16 protein-coding genes are annotated in these 17,712 nt (G+C 39.5%); 6 read left to right on the top strand and 10 right to left on the bottom strand.

The window, feature by feature from the left end; genetic code table 11:
• Positions 1 to 31 precede the first annotated feature (31 nt).
• Together FTV31_RS06420 and FTV31_RS06415 are read right to left on the bottom strand one after the other, a co-directional pair.
• A complete protein-coding gene (locus tag FTV31_RS06420) occupies positions 32 to 232 on the bottom strand; it encodes a DUF1656 domain-containing protein (RefSeq protein ID WP_180013745.1) in 201 nt (66 codons plus the stop codon).
• Positions 233 to 235: 3 nt separating this feature from the next.
• Complete coding sequence (locus tag FTV31_RS06415) at positions 236 to 2,311, bottom strand: FUSC family protein (RefSeq protein ID WP_180013743.1); 2,076 nt, start codon at positions 2,309 to 2,311, stop codon at positions 236 to 238.
• Positions 2,312 to 2,736: 425 nt separating this feature from the next.
• Here FTV31_RS06415 and FTV31_RS06410 point away from each other — a divergent pair, with 425 nt between their 5' ends.
• Positions 2,737 to 3,531: an IclR family transcriptional regulator gene (locus tag FTV31_RS06410; RefSeq protein ID WP_180013741.1), complete on the top strand. Its 795-nt coding sequence runs from the start codon at positions 2,737 to 2,739 to the stop codon at positions 3,529 to 3,531.
• A gap of 354 nt (positions 3,532 to 3,885) precedes the next feature.
• On the opposite strand, the gene FTV31_RS06405 is transcribed toward FTV31_RS06410, so the two are convergent.
• The gene (locus FTV31_RS06405; RefSeq protein ID WP_180013739.1) at positions 3,886 to 4,368 is read right to left on the bottom strand and encodes a LysR family transcriptional regulator; all 483 of its coding nucleotides are present in this window, start codon (positions 4,366 to 4,368) and stop codon (positions 3,886 to 3,888) included.
• A gap of 134 nt (positions 4,369 to 4,502) precedes the next feature.
• Here FTV31_RS06405 and FTV31_RS06400 point away from each other — a divergent pair, with 134 nt between their 5' ends.
• The 3 genes from FTV31_RS06400 (at position 4,503) to FTV31_RS06390 (ending at position 6,227) form a co-directional block, all read left to right on the top strand.
• Positions 4,503 to 4,931: a DMT family transporter gene (locus tag FTV31_RS06400; protein ID WP_180013737.1), complete on the top strand. Its 429-nt coding sequence runs from the start codon at positions 4,503 to 4,505 to the stop codon at positions 4,929 to 4,931.
• 12 nt (positions 4,932 to 4,943) lie between these two features.
• Complete coding sequence (locus FTV31_RS06395; protein ID WP_034170895.1) at positions 4,944 to 5,408, top strand: DMT family transporter; 465 nt, start codon at positions 4,944 to 4,946, stop codon at positions 5,406 to 5,408.
• A 120-nt stretch (positions 5,409 to 5,528) separates the two neighbouring features.
• Positions 5,529 to 6,227: a DUF1826 domain-containing protein gene (locus FTV31_RS06390; RefSeq protein WP_166137214.1), complete on the top strand. Its 699-nt coding sequence runs from the start codon at positions 5,529 to 5,531 to the stop codon at positions 6,225 to 6,227.
• Positions 6,228 to 6,292: 65 nt separating this feature from the next.
• Here FTV31_RS06390 and FTV31_RS06385 read toward each other — a convergent pair whose 3' ends face one another.
• The 7 genes from FTV31_RS06385 to FTV31_RS06355 form a co-directional block, all read right to left on the bottom strand.
• Positions 6,293 to 6,787, bottom strand: coding sequence for a flavin reductase (locus FTV31_RS06385; protein ID WP_180013735.1), 495 nt, complete (start codon positions 6,785 to 6,787; stop codon positions 6,293 to 6,295).
• Positions 6,788 to 6,874: 87 nt separating this feature from the next.
• Positions 6,875 to 7,903, bottom strand: a complete 1,029-nt coding sequence (locus tag FTV31_RS06380; protein ID WP_179993025.1) for a methionine synthase — start codon at positions 7,901 to 7,903, stop codon at positions 6,875 to 6,877.
• A gap of 42 nt (positions 7,904 to 7,945) precedes the next feature.
• Entirely contained in the window at positions 7,946 to 8,944 is a 999-nt protein-coding gene (locus FTV31_RS06375; protein WP_180013733.1) for a putative oxygenase MesX, read from the bottom strand.
• 295 nt (positions 8,945 to 9,239) lie between these two features.
• Positions 9,240 to 9,932, bottom strand: coding sequence for a metallophosphoesterase (locus FTV31_RS06370; RefSeq protein WP_180013731.1), 693 nt, complete (start codon positions 9,930 to 9,932; stop codon positions 9,240 to 9,242).
• A 447-nt stretch (positions 9,933 to 10,379) separates the two neighbouring features.
• The gene (locus tag FTV31_RS06365) at positions 10,380 to 11,696 is read right to left on the bottom strand and encodes a sorbosone dehydrogenase family protein (RefSeq protein ID WP_180013729.1); all 1,317 of its coding nucleotides are present in this window, start codon (positions 11,694 to 11,696) and stop codon (positions 10,380 to 10,382) included.
• Between the two features lie 177 nt (positions 11,697 to 11,873).
• The gene (locus FTV31_RS06360) at positions 11,874 to 13,598 is read right to left on the bottom strand and encodes a bifunctional protein-serine/threonine kinase/phosphatase (protein WP_180013728.1); all 1,725 of its coding nucleotides are present in this window, start codon (positions 13,596 to 13,598) and stop codon (positions 11,874 to 11,876) included.
• A gap of 51 nt (positions 13,599 to 13,649) precedes the next feature.
• Positions 13,650 to 14,459, bottom strand: coding sequence for a formate/nitrite transporter family protein (locus tag FTV31_RS06355; protein ID WP_004785766.1), 810 nt, complete (start codon positions 14,457 to 14,459; stop codon positions 13,650 to 13,652).
• A 280-nt stretch (positions 14,460 to 14,739) separates the two neighbouring features.
• Between FTV31_RS06355 and cynS the strand changes: the two genes are divergently transcribed.
• On the top strand, positions 14,740 to 15,189 hold the full coding sequence (cynS, locus tag FTV31_RS06350; RefSeq protein WP_004785763.1) for a cyanase: 450 nt from the start codon (positions 14,740 to 14,742) through the stop codon (positions 15,187 to 15,189).
• A 349-nt stretch (positions 15,190 to 15,538) separates the two neighbouring features.
• A complete protein-coding gene (locus FTV31_RS06345) occupies positions 15,539 to 17,695 on the top strand; it encodes a TonB-dependent siderophore receptor (protein ID WP_180013726.1) in 2,157 nt (718 codons plus the stop codon).
• Positions 17,696 to 17,712 lie beyond the last annotated feature (17 nt).

Below are 17,712 nucleotides of genomic sequence, written 5' to 3'. Positions count from 1 at the left end.
CGGTTTTCCTCAATCATTTTAATATCAGACCTCATAGTAATAAGCCTGCCCAATGGACGGCGCTCAGCAAAAGTACGTAAATGCATAAGTAGAAAATATTTGGCATGATGATCCAGTCATTTGCGACTAGTCTGTCTAGCCATTTCATCAAGATTCTGAGCAGTACATAGGCAATCACAGCTTGAATCAATAAAATCGGCACATACACACCATAGATATTCAGCTCTCCCATGTATTAACCTCCTGCGCCTGCATATCTTGGCGGTGTCTTGATATGACATAAGCTGCTACGAATATTGTTGAGTGAAATATGCAGCCGTTCTAAAACATCTGTATGTTCCTGCATGATGAGATCTGCTTCTAGAGCCTGTATTTTGTTGATTAACTGTGTGAAGGCAGCATCATAATTTTGTCCAATTTCTTTGGCACGAAAATATTCATCCAGCTGTATTTGAAGATCTTCGAGTTGCTGGGTCAAAGGCTGCTGTTCAGGTAACTTGAGTATGAGTTCCTGTAACCATGCCAGATCCACGACGGCGCTGGATTCAATGAGTGCCTGATTGATTTTATTTTTCAGATCTTCAGATTCTACTGCTTTAGTATTCAATACCCCGATGCGGTCAATCATCGTACGTAAATGGATACGGAACCGTACCCCATAAGGGATATAAAGTGCCTGACGAATGGCTCGGTTATGAATGGCCAAAATGCGCTGTACGGTTATATCTGGTGACATAGCACGGATCATATGGATAATAAATACAGCGATGATTGGCCCAATCACTGTACCAATCGCTGCATCGAAGAAAGAAATTTGATCCAGGGTATAACGGTTCTGAAAATTCAGCCCCATGATCGTCCCCATCAACAAAGGCAAACCAATTCCAACCAAGGGTGGATGCAAAAAAAGCATCAGGCAATATATGCAGAATGGTGCAAGTACAAGTGCTAATTGCCAGAATTCTATAATATTTGGAAAAATTCCATAGGCATATATGAAGATAACAATCGAAGCATATAAGCTACTACGAATAAACAGCTTCAATGCAGGCACTGGATTATCCAGCGCCGTTAATATACATGCACTGATCGCAGCCATTTCAGCCAGCATAAATCCTGCTTTCCAGCCGCTTAAGATCCAAAAGGCAGTAGCAATAAAAACAGTGAGGCATGCAGAAACCCCGCCCCGCACTGCTACGCCATGATCACGATGCAGAGTTGGATAGTTTGTAGTAAGTGGAACAATCATTTCAGGCAGTGAAGTATCCCCTTGCTGAATTCGCTGCCAGATCAACTTAATCGCATGGATATTCTGAATGAAATGGCGGACATCCATTTTCAAGCTTTTCAATATCACAATTTGATCATCTTTTGAATGTTCAAAAATTTTCAGGAAATCTGTTTCAAAATCAGTGGGAACCTGATTGAGTTCAGACTCTTTCAATAGATGTTCATCAGTTAGATATGCATTAATTTTGGAATGTAAATCTGATAATGACTGGCGATATCCTGTATCAATGAAGTCTAACTGTTGCATGCGTTCAGACATTGCCACCAAATTACTCACCAGCATTGTGATCTGGTTCAGCATTTCCTGCAGTGGTTTGGTCATTCCCTGTAGAGCTGACTCTTCATAGCTTAAATGCACAGCCATGACATGAATATCTGCAATATCTGCAGCCAATTGGCTTAAAGCTTTTGTATAGTTCTGGTCTTGACGTGGTTCTAATAGAATTTTATTAAAAATCTGCTGAGTATCCGCTAAGGTTTTACTGACACGACTTTTCACTGCGGGGCCAATATGCATTGGAAATATAGTCGTCGTCACAATCGCACTGCAAACGACGCCAATGGTAATTTCCAGAAAGCGTCCTACCGCCATATCAAATAATGAAGCAGTATCAATAAAGTAAATGATATTGAAGCAGATAATGACAGTCGTATATCCAGCCAGCATCAATATATAACTGCGCGGTGTGCGATCTAGCAGAGAGAAATATAAGCAAAGACCAACCCAACAGGATAAAAACAGCGTAAATAACCACGGTGTATTGATTAGCCAAGGAGTAACTGCAACTGCCACAATTGCGCCTAATAAAGTACCTAGTACACGATAGATACTTTTTGAAGCGGTCATACCCGTATAAGGATTGGCAATAACGAAAACTGTGCCAATAGCCCAAATCGGATAAGCAAGATCTAAACTCAACGCAACGTAGAGCGCCAAAATGCCAGCTAAAAATGTTTTAGTCGCAAAAATCCAGTCCATTTTATTTGGACGAAATGCGAGTAAAGATTTTATAAGCAGCATGGTTTCTCTCTAAGAGCTTATTTTATTTTCTAAAGCAAATAACCTGCCCACCAAGTCCAAAGAACTCAGTGACAAAATTTTTACTTGTTGAAAGTCTATAAAATTAGAATATTCAGCTGATTAAACTGAAACTGGTTGATGAAAATATAAAAAGCAAAAGAGAACACTTTGCTTAATTATTCATCATTGGATATTTACTTAATTAATTTTTTCAAATAAACGCATTATTGTCAATAAAAATATCTCTATATGAGAATAAGTATGATTTTTTATCATTGCACAGGCAGTTAGGCTGAATATTTGTATCTTTTCTTCCTATATCCTCATTATCCGAGAATTTTAGGTAAATAGTTGCCTCTACTACCCTCTTTTAAGCTAAAGTGAGTCATCACCTTTTTCAATAGTCAGCACTTCAGGTTTTTTTTATGGCGCAAGCAAGTTTTGGAAAAATTCTTACGGTTCTCGATCTATTTTCGTTATCACGTTCAGTGATTAATGTAGATATCATCAGTGAAGAATTAAACCTCTCCAAACCCACCAGTTATCGCTATTTAAAAGAATTGGTATCGGCTGAATTATTACAGCGAATCAGTGGCACATCCGGCGACTATACGCTGGGTTCAAAAATTGCTGTTCTGGATTATATTTCAAGAAAAACTGATCCTTTGGTACAGATCAGCATTCCCTTTATGCAGGAAATCGTCGAACGGACTGAGTTCTCTTGTATATTGACTCATCTCAATTATGATTCTTGTATCGACTTACATGACGAAGTCTTTAAAAATGCACATCTACTTTCATTTGGACGCGGTTGTCCACGTCCTGTCTATGTAGGTTCATCTTCAAAAGTCATCATGGCACATTTACCGAAACAAGCGTTGCTTGATTATTATCAACGTTATGCAGATGCATTTGCAGAAGTGGGATTTGTGCAGAATGAAACCGCTTTTCTGGAACAAATGAGAAAGATCAAAAAACAGGGGTATTATTATTCTAGTGGTGAACTTGATCCTCAAGTTGCAGGATTGTCTGTACCAGTTAAATTCTCTCTTAAAGAGCCACCTTTAGCGCTTACTTTATTAGCCTCAAAGAATAGATTTGATTTCGTAAATCTGGAAAAATTAGTACAAATTCTTCAGGAGAAAGCACAGATTATTGAAAATAAGTTCCTCCACCATCCTGAAAGCACAAGTGACATTCGTAATAATTTAACCAAATAAAATTTAAATTATGTTTGAAAAACTATTCATATTCTCATAATATGATTATCAGTCTTTAAGCCATAGTATTCTTACTGAATTAAATGGCGAGAAGATTCCTCAGAGGTAAAAAAGCCTATTTCGAATGAGATAGGCTTTTTTATTTTAATTTGGGATTTATCGCAATAATGCAGATACATTTAAGGAAAGTTAAGAATTTTACAATTGCGATGTGTAGATAAAATCTAAAATTTGAAATCGTATAAGTTCATCCATTTTATGCTTTTCATCTTAGCTCTGCTTTAGAACCCTTCTTGATCGAAAAAAGATAACTAAGAAATCAATTAAGCTTTCTCTAATTAGATCATAAAAATTTTATAATTTAAGAATATTATCCCAGTACGGCGGATTTCCAATTTCTTTTAAAATGAAATCAAGCACAGTTCTGACTTTTTGTGAACGAATTCTGTTTTCGGGAGAAACCAGATGAATCCCTATAGAATAAGGCTCTACTGTACTGATCCAGTCAGGAAGGATACGCGATATATGTAGCCTTCCCAACGCAACCGCTGTATTGATACGAATTAACCCTCTGATCGCATTTTTACCAGAAATTTCTTCATTGGCCAGATCTAGCGTATCAAGCACTTCCTTAATTTGCACAAAGTACTTTTCTCCTATGTCAGTTAGCCGAACAGAGCGTGTATTACGATAAAAAAGTTGTTGCCCAATTTCCTGTTCAAGTTTGGAAATAAAACGAGATACTGAGGAATATGGAACCTGAAAATGCTTTGCTGTAGCTGAAAAACTGCCTGTCGTTGACACCATCACAAAATAGCGTAATGCATTGAGTTGCATAATTGATCTGTCCCTGAATTTAATTCAATCATTTTATTATTGTCATAATAGCAATTATGTTTTGAAAAATTGTGGAATTGTAGCTTTTAAATAAGAGAATATAATTCGGTGCTTTCTTCCTTTGGAAAGCATATATGAAACAGTTGTGGATTTTCCCATTAGTCGTTCTTGCAGGTATGGGGTTATCTGTTGAAGCGGGTCTACTGGGTCCACTTGGGGAAGAAATTGGCCATTTCTGGGCGACCTTGGGAATTTTCGCGATCGGTTCACTACTCTTAACCTTCGGACTGATCTTTAGCCGCCCAAAGCTTTCTCTCATGTTCAAGCAGCCACGGTGGCAACTGACTGGCGGTATATTAGGCCCTATATATGTAGTGGCTTTAACTGTAGCGACACCTCATATTGGCGTTGGCCTGACCATGGTGGGCATCCTGTTTGGCCAGGTTGCAACCAGTCTTATTATTGATCACTGGGGTTTGTTAGGTAGCCATAAACGGGCTGTAGACAAATATCGTATTGGCGCGCTGGTAGCTATTTTAGCTGCATTATGGCTTATTCAATAAGGAAGCTTCTCCATGATTTATATAATGTTATTGGTCGTTATTTTTGGCGGAGCAGTTTTATGTGCTCAATCTTCAATTAATGGTCGTTTGGGTGCTAAAGTAGGTGTATTAGAAAGTTCTTGGCTGACATTTGTCTTAGGTGCTCTAGTCAGTTTTCTAATCGCTTTCTTTCTTGAACCCAACCATGCATTGAATTTATTCACCGCACCAAGATGGCAATTAACAGGTGCATTTTTTGGCGTGGCCTATATGCTTACGATTGTATTTGCTATGCCTAGACTGGGCGCTGCTGCCACCACTGTCGCCGTCATTAGTGGCCAGTTATTAATGAGTCTGCTCATCGATCATTTTGGATGGTTGAATAATCCGGTGATTCATTTAGATGGATCCAGACTAGCAGCAATTGCCCTATTAGCTGTTGCACTATTTTTTATCTATAAAAGTAATATTGCAGCCAAAGCACAAGCTGAAAATTAAGATACTGTGAAAGGAAAGAGATTTTAGGTTTTAAAATCTCTTTTTTTATGAGCTCATAAAGTTATTTTGAGGAATCTAAGGGTAATATTAGGCATAGTTCATAAGTCATTTCACTTAAGCATGCATAATCAATTTTCAGGCAATAAACAAATTCGTGTAGTCTCAAACTTTTCAGAACTCGTTAATTCGGATTTTAAGGGTGCGATGAATGCGATTTGCTGGTCTAGAAATTTAGCGGGTGATTTTGCCGAGATCGTGAATAAGCTTCATTTACAGGAAAATATGACTGAAGTTTCAATTGATGATCTTATGAAACTCCAGCTGTCAGAAAGCGGTCATCTGGCAAGAAAGATTATCTTAGAAGATATACAGCTACTGACTGACTACGGCGCTTCCCCTTCACTCAATCTGCTCAAATGCTATGAACGGGATAATGAGCTCGATTTCATTACTACAGATGTCTATTCATTCCATGTCGATCGCTCTCCGATTGAAACAGATACTTTCTTATGTACCTATCATGGTGCTGCAAGCGATATCTTGCCTAATGATCAGGTGGAACAAAAGATTCTGATTCCAGAAATCAGGGCAAAGCTGAAAGAATTATATGATGGCCCGGAAGCCGGATTTGAAGGTTTTCTGGAAGAGTATTTCTTTGATCTGCATTATCAACCTAAGCCTAATGCAAAACCTGTAAATTTAGGTCAGGGACATCTTTGGCGATTGGCAGTCGATCATCCAGCCCAAAGAGCCCTACCTTGTGTACATCGGGCTCCGGTTGAAAATGAGGGTGAATATCGATTGCTTTTGATTTGTTAAATTCGATACAAATCTTAAAAATGAGAAAATCCACATTATCTTATTGTCATTTTTCTCATTTTCATTCACGCAAATTCTAACTGTCCAACAGAGTGGTAAGCACGATTAAAATATGCCAAGCTCTGGTCTTGTTCGCTCCGTTGAATCGCAACCACTCGACACATCAAGATACTATGTGTCCCTACTTGCTGGATATTCTCGATTTCACAGTCAAAACTCACTAATGCATCATCTAATACAGGTGAACCTGTTTCTAGCGTTGTCCAAGAACCTAAATGAAATCTTTGTTCAGAACTGAATTTGCTGGATGCAAATGCATTGGAAATTTGCTCATGCTGTGGACCTAAGACGTTCACTGACAAAATTTTGTTCTCAATAAAATGCACATGTGAACGAGATGACTGATTCATACAGACCAGCAATGTCGGTGGTGTATCAGTCACGCTGCATACTGCAGATGCCGTAAAACCATGCATTCCTGTCTCACCCGAGGTTGTAATGACATTCACTGCTGTGGTGAGTAAGGACATTGCATTTCTAAAGTCAGTCGCTTCAATCATCTCTTAAATCCCTAATTGACTATCGCTTTGATGAAGAGCGGTAAAAGTACATGTATTCCTCATACAGCTCTTAAGACAAATGAATACTCAGGCTGTCAGTTCTTGACGAACAATAGCTGCGCCAGCACTTAAAGCATTCAGTTTGCCTTGTGCGACTTGACGCGATAAAGGTGCCATACCACAGTTGGTTGAAGGATACAGCTTGTCAGCATCCACGAACTGAAGCGCCTTTCGTAAAGTATCTGCAACCTGTTCTGGTGTTTCAATTTGATTGGTTGCGACATCTATGGCGCCGACCATGACTTTTTTGCCACGAATTAATTCAATCAGATCCATTGGTACATGAGAGTTTTGGCATTCAAGTGAAACAATATCAATCTTGGACTTTTGCAGTTTCGGAAAAACTGCTTCGTATTGGCGCCATTCCGAACCCAAGGTTTTCTTCCAGTCCGTATTGGCTTTGATACCATAGCCATAGCAGATATGTACTGCTGTTTCACATTTCAGACCTTCAAGCGCACGTTCTAATGTGGCAATGCCCCAGTCATTTACTTCATCAAAGAATACATTAAATGCAGGCTCATCAAACTGGATGATATCTACACCTGCTGCTTCGAGTTCAAGTGCTTCCTGATTCAGGATTTTTGCAAATTCCCAAGCCAGTTTTTCACGACTCTTATAATGAGCATCATAAAGCGTATCGATCATGGTCATTGGACCCGGCAACGCCCATTTGATTGGCTGCTTAGTTTGACTACGCAAGAACTTGGCATCATCTACAAATACAGGTTTCTTGCGAGCGACAGCACCCACGACGGATGGCACACTCGCATCATAGCGATTTCGAATACGCACCGTCTCACGCTTTTCGAAATCCACACCTTCCAGATGTTCAATAAAGGTGGTCACGAAGTGCTGACGGGTTTGTTCGCCATCACTGACGATATCAATGCCTGCCTGTAGTTGCTCATGTAGGGACAAGCTCAAAGCATCTCGCTTGGCTTCAAGGAGCTGCTCGCCTTCCAGTTTCCAGGGTGACCAAAGTTGCTCAGGTTCGGCAAGCCAAGACGGTTTCGGCAAGCTGCCAGCTGTAGATGTTGGGAGTAAAATGCTCATGTCTAATCTTCTATCTCTATATTCGTTAATTTATTTCTTCATTCAGGCAGCATGGACTTGATGAGCATTATCTACAGTAAAATTTGCGGCCCACTTTTCAAGAATGTCTTTATACGGCTTAATAAAATTTTCTTCTGTCCATTTGCCCTGCTTAACTGCTAATTGACTACGCTCCACACGGTCGTAAACGATTTGTGTCAACGAATAATCCTGATAATTCAGGCTTGGTTGATAGATCAAACCTGCAGGCGAATTGGTGTTGTAAATTTCAGGACGATAAATCTTCTGGAAACTTTCCATGGTACTGATCGCACTGATAAGTTCGAAGTCCGTGTAATCACGCAATAAGTCACCGGCAAAATAGAATGCCAACGGTGCATTACCATGTTCAGGTTTGAAATAGCGAACGCTTAAGCCCATCTTTCTGAAGTATGCATCTGTACGTGAATAATCATCATTTTTATATTCCACACCGAGTACAGGATGCACATGTGCAGTACGGTAATAGGTTTTCGTAGTAGATACACTCAGGCAAATCACCGGCTGTTTCTTAAACTCGGTCTTAAACACATCCGAATGAATTAAATATTGGTAAAGTTTACCGTGCAAATCACCAAAGTTTTCAGGCTTGGTATCAACTTTACCGCTGATGGATGGCAATACAATGCTAAAGTCATAATCACGTACATAAGATGAAAAGCTGTTTCCAATCATGCCTTCAATGCGTTCATTAGTTTGATGATCAATGACGGTACTTTTCAACATCTCGATAAAAGGGAAAGTTTGACCATTGCCTTCGACATCAAGTTCAGCAGAGATAATGTCAATTTCAAGGGAATAACGGTCGCCTTTAGGATTATCACTTGTCGCTAATGAATTAAAACGATGATTTATCATGGCTAGAGTTCTGCGCAGATTTTCCTGTCGACTTTCACCACGTGCCAGATTGGCAAAGTTGGTTGTTAAACGTGTGTTGTCTGCTGGTTGATAATTTTCATCAAAACGAATGCGCTTGATTGAGCATGTAAATTGATTACCCATGGAGATTCACTATCCTAATTTTTAAATAAAGCCAAATTTCTGTACGACCTCATTTAAACGTGAATCTAAAGATGAGTAAAACGATATAAATTCATTAAAAGATGAGAAAAATTCACTATAGCGAAATTAATTGTATGAATACCTATTCAAAATTAAATTGGACGAAATACAGTTTCTTATTCAAAAATTAATGTAGATCACCTTTTGTAAAAATAAGCTATCAAGTTAATTTTAAAGGCAGAAGTTAAGGTAGAAGTTATTGATATGTTTTGCAGTTGGTTCTTAGCAATAGTACTTAGTTTGCATTTTTTATTTTAATGACACACAACTTCTGCGTATAAGAAGAACCGACATCGATATAGTGGCAATTATCAATTTGGGTATGTTCTTTTAAAATCGTATGACCCAGATAGATCTCATCGATATTTTTAACGGTTCCATAGCGATAAGAATGATTGCGAATTCTCCCTCTACCCCAAAGAGCATTGGTATATGCTGAAGTTAAGCCTGGAATTCTATTTTCACCTTTTGCAATTTTCTTTTTAAATACATTCCAGTCATTCAGCGCAATATCTGCGTGCAAAATGCCAATCTTTTTATGTTTTAGGTTTAGCTCAATGGCCAAAGGAAGTGCCGAAAAAATTTCACTGAGTTCATCCTGTTTTTCGGTTGATAAAAGATAGAACCACTCACCGCCATTCTGTGCATGCACATCCTGAATCCATGCATCGTCACGGCCCTTAATACACATTTCCTCATGATTGCCGCGAACGCAATAAAACCAGGGCTGACTTATCAATGAAACACATTCCAGGTTTTCATTACCTCGATCGACCAGATCTCCGGTACAAATCAGTAGATCTTTCTCAAAATTAAAATGAACTTTCTCCAATTCTTGCATGAGCAAGCTATAACAACCATGCAGATCCCCGACCACATATATGGCAGAGAAATTAGACCCATCAATCGTCTTGGTTAAAGTGTTCATAAATATCTTCTATAACATGAAATCCTGTCTGCCAAACCTGAAGCAAAAGATGATTCTTAAATCATATCTTTTAATTTTAATGCTGTTTATAACTGGAAAATAGTTATTTATACACTACAATTGAATGATTTTTATCTTCAAAAACCTTTGTAAAATATAAGAAAATTCACATAATGTTAAGTTTTGTATAAATATATTATTTTTTGTAAGTTTTGGCTTACATAGATTGGAGCAAATACTCTATATCCTAATTCCTCAATTTTTGACATTATGTTTCACATAAAGAGTCAGCAAGGAAAGCTGATAATAATCGCATTACAACGATAATAAAGTCGAAAGACAGCGAACTTACTGGGATGGTAAGTGATAAAAGTAGAGACTACAGCCGCTAAGCCTTATAGTTTTGGGAGAGACTATAAGGCTTTTATTTTATTAGCATCTACTTATTTATTGATTCGGTGATACTCGCCAAATTACGTTCCCTACATCATCAGCAACTAATATTGCGCCTTGAGCATCTGTAGCTACACCCACAGGTCGACCAAATGCATCCCCATTTTTGCTTAAAAATCCGGTCAGAACATCTTGAGGTTGACCAGAAGGTTGACCATTTTGAAATGGTATGAAAATAACTTTATAGCCACTATGAGGTTTTCTGTTCCAGGAACCATGCTGACCAATGAGTGCTCCATCACGATATTGAGGCATTAAATTGGCTTTATAAAATGTCAGTCCCAGAGAGGCAGTATGATTTCCTAAGGCATAATCTGGCTTAATTGCTTTCGCGACCAGTTCAGGCTTTTGCGGTTTTACCCGGGTATCCACATGCTGGCCATAATAACTATAAGGCCAGCCATAAAAAGCGCCATCTTTTACTGAGGTCATATAATCAGGAACCAGATCATTGCCCAGCTCATCACGCTCATTCACTACGGTCCATAAAGCTCCACTCTGAGGCTGCCAGTCCATGCCATTGGGATTACGCAGGCCTGTAGCAAACGGTCGGGCTTGACCTGTAGAAAGGTCAAATTCCATGATCAGGGCGCGCCCTTCTTCCTGAGCTATGCCATTTTCGGCAACGTTACTATTGGAGCCTACCGTAATGTAGAGCTTCGTCCCTGTAGGATTGGCAATAACATTTTTTGTCCAATGATGATTTAAAGGGCCTGCAGGCAAGTCTAATACATTAGTTCCTTTTTCTTTGATCTGAGTCATACCTGGCTGATAAGAGAATCGCACTAAAGCATCTGTATTTGCGACATAAAGCATATTACCCACTAAGGTCATTCCAAACGGCGAGTTTAAATTTTGCAGAAATACCGTTTTCTGGTCAGCAATGCCGTCTTGATTACTGTCACGCAGCAGGCTAATACGGTTGGCGCTTGGATAGGATGATCCTGCTCTTCTCATCACCATTTTCATGATTTTACCTTTAATCCCTTTACTGTCTTCAGGCTTAGGTGGAGCATCAGTTTCAGCTACTAGTACATCTCCATTCGGCAATACATATAACCAGCGCGGGTGTTGAAGGCCTTGTGCGAATGCTTGCACTTTTAAACCTGGTGCTGGCGTCGGCATGACACCTTCAGGCCAACCTTTTGCAGGGGCAATGTTGACGACCGGAAACAGTCTTGATTTTGGTTCAGGTAAAGACGGCTGAGCGCCATAACTATCTGTTACAGGTGTTTTGGATGAAACTGTACAGCCGGTAAATGCCAATATGATTACGGTACTTAAGGCTGATAGGAGAAATTGAGCCGCCATGGTATTTCCTTGCTTTTTGTTTTTATCTCTCCCATTTTAAAAGGTGGTTGAAATCGTAATGATATAGTTCTTGTAGTTTCTGGTTGTGGATTGATTGCCGTAAATATACTAGTGACGCAAGTTGCCTAAAGCATAGAACGCTGTCTAATTTTTTTACTTATATTCACTCCAACCTTCTTAAATAAATGGCCATGCAATACTTAATAAAAGTAAAAGTCCTAATACAGCACAACTGATTTGCCAGAAACGTAAAGGATCACGTTCAATGATGGTAGGGGCTTTGGATTTTAATAATTCCTTGGATGGGTGTTCCAGATCATGGATCAATTCAGTCAATGCCTCATAACGATACATTGGCTCGATACTCAGAGCCTTTTTTAGAATCTGGTCTAACCAAAGTGGTAAATCTGGCCGATATTTTTGAATGGAATGATATTGAACTTTCTTTAGCTGCTTCAGCGTATTACAACGAGCCAAATCTGTACCATAAGGAAGCTGTTTAGTCAGTAAATAATAAGCCATTGCCGCCAAAGAAAATTGATCAGACTGCACGGATGGTGAATGTTCAATGAAATATTCAGGTGCCATAAATGCCAAGGTACCAAGTGGCCGATTCACATGTTTAGGATTAATTTCGACTAAACCTCGTACAGCAGTTGAACCATAATCAATCAGTTTGACTTTCAGTGTATTATCAACGTTTAAGACCATAATATTTTCAGGACGTACATCTTGATGCAACATTTCCAGTCGGTGCATTGCATTTAAGGCCAATGCTGTTTGCTGCAAAATAGGGAGAATATCTTCCATCTGCAAAGGCTTTTTCTGTTGATGCAGCCAGCGATCTAAGGTTTCTCCCTGCAAATATTCATAACTCTGGAATAAATATTTTTTCTCTGATTGATGCGTATAACATTGCAGCAGATTTTCGTGCTTAAGACGCTTTGAAACCCAGTCTTCAAGTTGAAACTGTTCAACAGCCTGTTCATCTTGTTGTAAATCTACTGCCAGAGTTTTAATCACTAGCGGTTGCCGATCATGATCGTGTGCCAAATATAGGCAACTGCGGTGATTTTGGTGCAGGATTTTGTCAATAACATAGCCTTCAAATGCTTCACCTTTGCTGAGCTGGGGTGGAAAGACATAATCCTGGTGCATATAAAACTGATCTGGTTCAGGCAACTGCTCAATACGGAGCACTTGAAGACTTAAATTATCATCACTGCCCTGTTTTAAAGCCTGTTCAACCAGGAATTTGGCAAGCTGATTTAAGTGATCTGCTGCTAAGGTGAAATCTAATAATTGTTGGTCTGTAACAAACTCATAAACCCCATCAGTCATGAGTAGAAAGACATCTTTTTCTTTTAGTTCAAGGCTTTGATAATCAATTTCAATACGATAATCCACCCCTAAGGCACGACTGAGATAATGTTCTGTCGAAGACAGACAGACGCGATGATCATGGGTTAATAATTCAATTTCACCATCTCGGATTCGATAAATACGACTATCACCGACGTGAAAAATATGCGCCTGATGCTGCTTTAAAATAAGTGCGGATAAGGTACAGACATAGCCCCGATCTTTATCGAAACGTCCCTGACTTTGTTGAGTTTGTGCATATAACCATGAATTAGTGGCACGAATCACCCGTGCTGCTGAAGTCTGAGTGCTCCAGGCATCCGAAGTCGAATAATAATCAGAGAGAAAACTGCTAACGGCTGTTTCTGCGGCAATGTGACTGACATTGCTACTGCCGATCCCGTCGGCAATCGCACAGCCTATACCTTTTTGCTTCAGTACATGACCTTCTGGCAAATAGATGCCATAAAAATCCTGATTCTGATCTTTAATACCAGCCGTAGAATACTGTCCAATAGCGACTTTTAATGTTTTTTTCATATTGAAAACTCAAAAAGGGATCATATTGATCCCTTTAAAAATGATTCATTATTAGAATTCTTTTTTCGCGCCAGTACGTACATGTGTGGTGTAAAGTGCCAGACCTGTTAAGGCTAAACCCCCTACCAGATTACCTAAAGCAACCGGTAATTCATTCCACAGGAAATAATCTGCAATCGAGAAGTCACCACCCATCATCATGGCAAATGGGAACAGGAACATGTTTACCACTGAATGTTCAAAGCCCATGGCAAAGAACAGCATCACTGGCATCCACATTGCGATGAACTTGCCACTCACCGTAGTTGACATCATTGCGCCAATCACCCCTAAAGACACCATCCAGTTACACAGCATGCCGCGAATAAAAATAGTCATCCAGCCTGAGAAACCATAAGCCGCATAACCTAAGGTCCGGTCTTCACCAATATGAGAAATTTTTTCACCGACTGGATTCGGATCAGTCGCAAAGCCCATGGTATAAACAACAGCCATCAGGACTGCAACAACTAAACACCCAGTAAAGTTACCTAAAAATACCAGTCCCCAGTTTTTTAAAATGCGTGCCCAAGTTACGCCAGGACGTTTATCCAGCCATGCCAGCGGTGTCAATACAAATACCCCAGTCAGCAAGTCATAGCCCAATAAATACAACATGCAGAAGCCAACAGGAAACAGTAATGCGCCAATCAATGGCACACCAGTTTGCACTGCAATCGTAATTGCAAATACGGCTGCCAAGGCCAAAATCGCACCTGCCATAAAGGCACGAATCAAAACATCACGGGTTGCCATATGAAGCTTGGATTCACCCGCATCTACTACTTTTTTTGCAAACTCCGCAGGAGCAAGATATGCCATGTTGTCGTCCTCTTTTTCAATATACGGACCTGTTTTTCGAAAAAAAGACGCCTAAGATCATTGAAGACCTTAGGCGCCGTTGCCTTGAATATTAGAACAGGTAATGGTGAATGGCGTCGTTGCCATGTATATCGAAATAGAAGCAAAAGCTATGCCACAAATAATTAACAATCACTTAAATATTCATTTTCTATTTAGCATGAACTCTAGAATGCTGTTGGCATGATATCTGCATTATGCGTTCTGCATACATTCATTTGAGAATAATTTGGAGAGGATTATGATTACCCATCGTCAACAAGTAACTGACATGATCATTTCAGCGAAAGTTTTAAAGTCAATTAAGTGGTCAGATGTTGCCAAAGAGATTGGTCTTTCTAAAGAATGGGTAACCGCTGCATGTTTAGGTCAGATGGCGTTTAATAAAGAGCAAGCAGAAAAGATTGGTCAGATTTTTGGCTTAAGTGATGAAGCCGTTGCATGGCTACAGATCGTACCATATAAAGGTTCCCTGCCAACCAGCGTACCGACCGATCCTTTAATTTATCGTTGGTATGAAGTGGTGAATGTATATGGTTCTACCATTAAAGAACTGATTCATGAAGAATTTGGTGACGGTATTATGAGCGCGATTGATTTTAGTATGGATATTCAACGCGAAGAAAATCCGAATGGCGACCGTGTCAATGTCGTATTGTCTGGCAAGTTCTTGCCTTATAAAACTTATTGATCAATATCATTTATAAAAAGCCATCAATGTGATGGCTTTTTTTTATTTCATTTTTCTTTTTATATTTGAGCATTAATCTCATTCTCTACATGAAAAAAATTTAGCGAATATACTTTATAAATTTAAAAAATTAATATGAAGTCAATAATTTACATATTATTTTACTAAAATAAATCGTTTTTATTTTAAGCAAAATCTTAACCCCTTCTTCTTTTAATCTGCTTTAACTGCAAAGTATTCCTCTATCAATGAGTAATTTTTAATTTAAATTTCCTATTGTATTTAGATTGATTTAAAAATATCTAATCAATAACATTAGCGATAATTATTATCATTTACATTCATTAAAATGTTTTATACCAATCATCCAACTTTCAAGCTATCTTTGCTCAGTTTTGCCATATTGATGACACAGCAAAGTTTTGCAGAAAATAGTCAGCAACTTCCTACCATCACGATAGTCACTGATGCAGCACAAACAACAGAAAGCTCTGAACAGACTAAAAGCTATATTATTCAAAATTCTGCAACAGCTTCTAAACTAAATATTCCTCTTAAGGAAACGCCACAAACAGTGAATGTAGTGACGCGTCAACAATTAGATGACTTTGCACTGGATAATACCCGTGATGTACTCCGCAACTCACCGGGGATCATTGTAAGTAACCAGGAGACCGAACGAACTTCCTATCTATCACGTGGTTTTGAAATCTCAAACGTATTGGTAGACGGCGTTGGGATTCCGCTTGAAGGCTATAACTACAATAATGACAATCCAGACAGCTTTTTATTTGACCGTATAGAGATCGTTAAAGGTGCAAATGCCTTAAATAATGGTATTGGCGATCCGGGCGCTACCATTAATATGATTAGAAAACGCCCTACTCAGGAACTTCAGGCCGCGTTTAATACCAGTTATGGTTCATGGAATACCCAACGTTATGAAGCAGATGTTTCCTCTTCCCTGACACAGGATGGAAAAATCAGAGGCCGAGTATTTGGCTATCAGCAGACAGGTGATAGTTATCTGGATCACTATGAACTCGAAAAAAATGGCATTGGTGCAGTTGTTGAGGCTGACCTGACTGATTCGACCTTAATAACTGCTGGTTATACCGAAACGAATCATAATCCAAATGGTGTCAATTGGGGTTCCAATCCTTTAATCAATACTGAAGGTGAACAGTTAAGCTATTCAAGAAATTATAATTACAGTCCGGACTGGGCCTACTGGGACAGTAATATTAAAAACTATTTTGCCGAGATCGAACAACAACTTGGTGCTGATTGGAAAGCTAAACTGAGTTATGAGGAAAAACGGACTGACCGGGATTCAAAACTTTTATTCCTGTCCGGTAAACCTGGTGCTGACGGTACTTCAGGTATTTTCTTATATCCAGGCATGTATATTGATGACAATAAAGAACAACAAGCCAGCCTGAGTTTTAGCGGCACCTATCCGCTTTGGGGACAACGCCATGAAGCCTCATTGGGCTATGTCTGGGCCAAAAATCGTCTGGATGAATTGGGTTATGCTGGCAGCTTTGTCAATCCGCTGACCACAGATTTAGCCAGCTTTACACCCGAAGAACCAAGCTGGGATATGTCGAAAACCAGTGGTGAAATGCATATCCGGCAGAAGAACCAGAGCCTTTATGCTGCGACCCGACTGCATCTGAATGATGATCTGAAACTGCTTTTAGGTGTGAACTACGTTCAGGCTGAAAGCAGTGGCAGTAGTTATGGAAAAGATACTGTTTATGATGAAGATAAAGTTTTACCCTATGCCGGTCTGACCTATAATTTTAGCCCTGAATATACAGGCTATCTGAGTTATACCTCGATTTTCCGTCCGCAAACCACCAAAGCAGATGATGGCAGCATTAACAAACCGATCGAAGGTGAAAGCTATGAAGTCGGAGTCAAAGGTTCTTGGCTAGATGACAAGCTTACCGCCAGCATGGCTGTGTTCAGAACGGAGCAAAGTAATTATCCGCTTCGTGATTCTGATGGTATCCCGACTTTACGCACAACTCAGGTCAGTGACCTGCGTTCTCAAGGCTACGAGTTTGGTTTGGCGGGACAACTGACCAACCATTTTAACTTAAGCTTTGGTTATACCCAGTTTAGCCTGAAAGATCTGATCAATGGCGGTGATGCGCGTACCTTTAATCCAACCCAGTCTTTTAATCTTTTAACTACCTATCAGGTGCCACAACTTCCAAAACTGAAACTGGGCCTTGGTGTGCAATGGCAGGATAAAACTTATCTAGAAGTTCCTGAAGCTGCTACAGAGGGTGTTGTTACCCAACAAGCAGGCATTATCAAACAGGATGCATATGCGCTTGTGAATCTGATGGCCAGTTATGAACTCAATGATCACATTACTTTGCAGGCCAACGGGAATAATCTGACCAATGAAAAATACTTATTTAATTTCCCGAATCAGCAAGGCTTCTATGGTGCACCGGCAAATTACAGTGTGGCCGTAAAATTCAAATATTAATTTTTCGCTTGAGCTTT

Origin of the sequence: Acinetobacter sp. YH16031 (assembly GCF_013417335.1) — a bacterium.
Lineage (GTDB): Bacteria > Pseudomonadota > Gammaproteobacteria > Pseudomonadales > Moraxellaceae > Acinetobacter.
The sequence above is the reverse complement of the archived record's forward strand: the minus strand, read 5'-3'. Positions and strand labels throughout refer to the sequence as shown.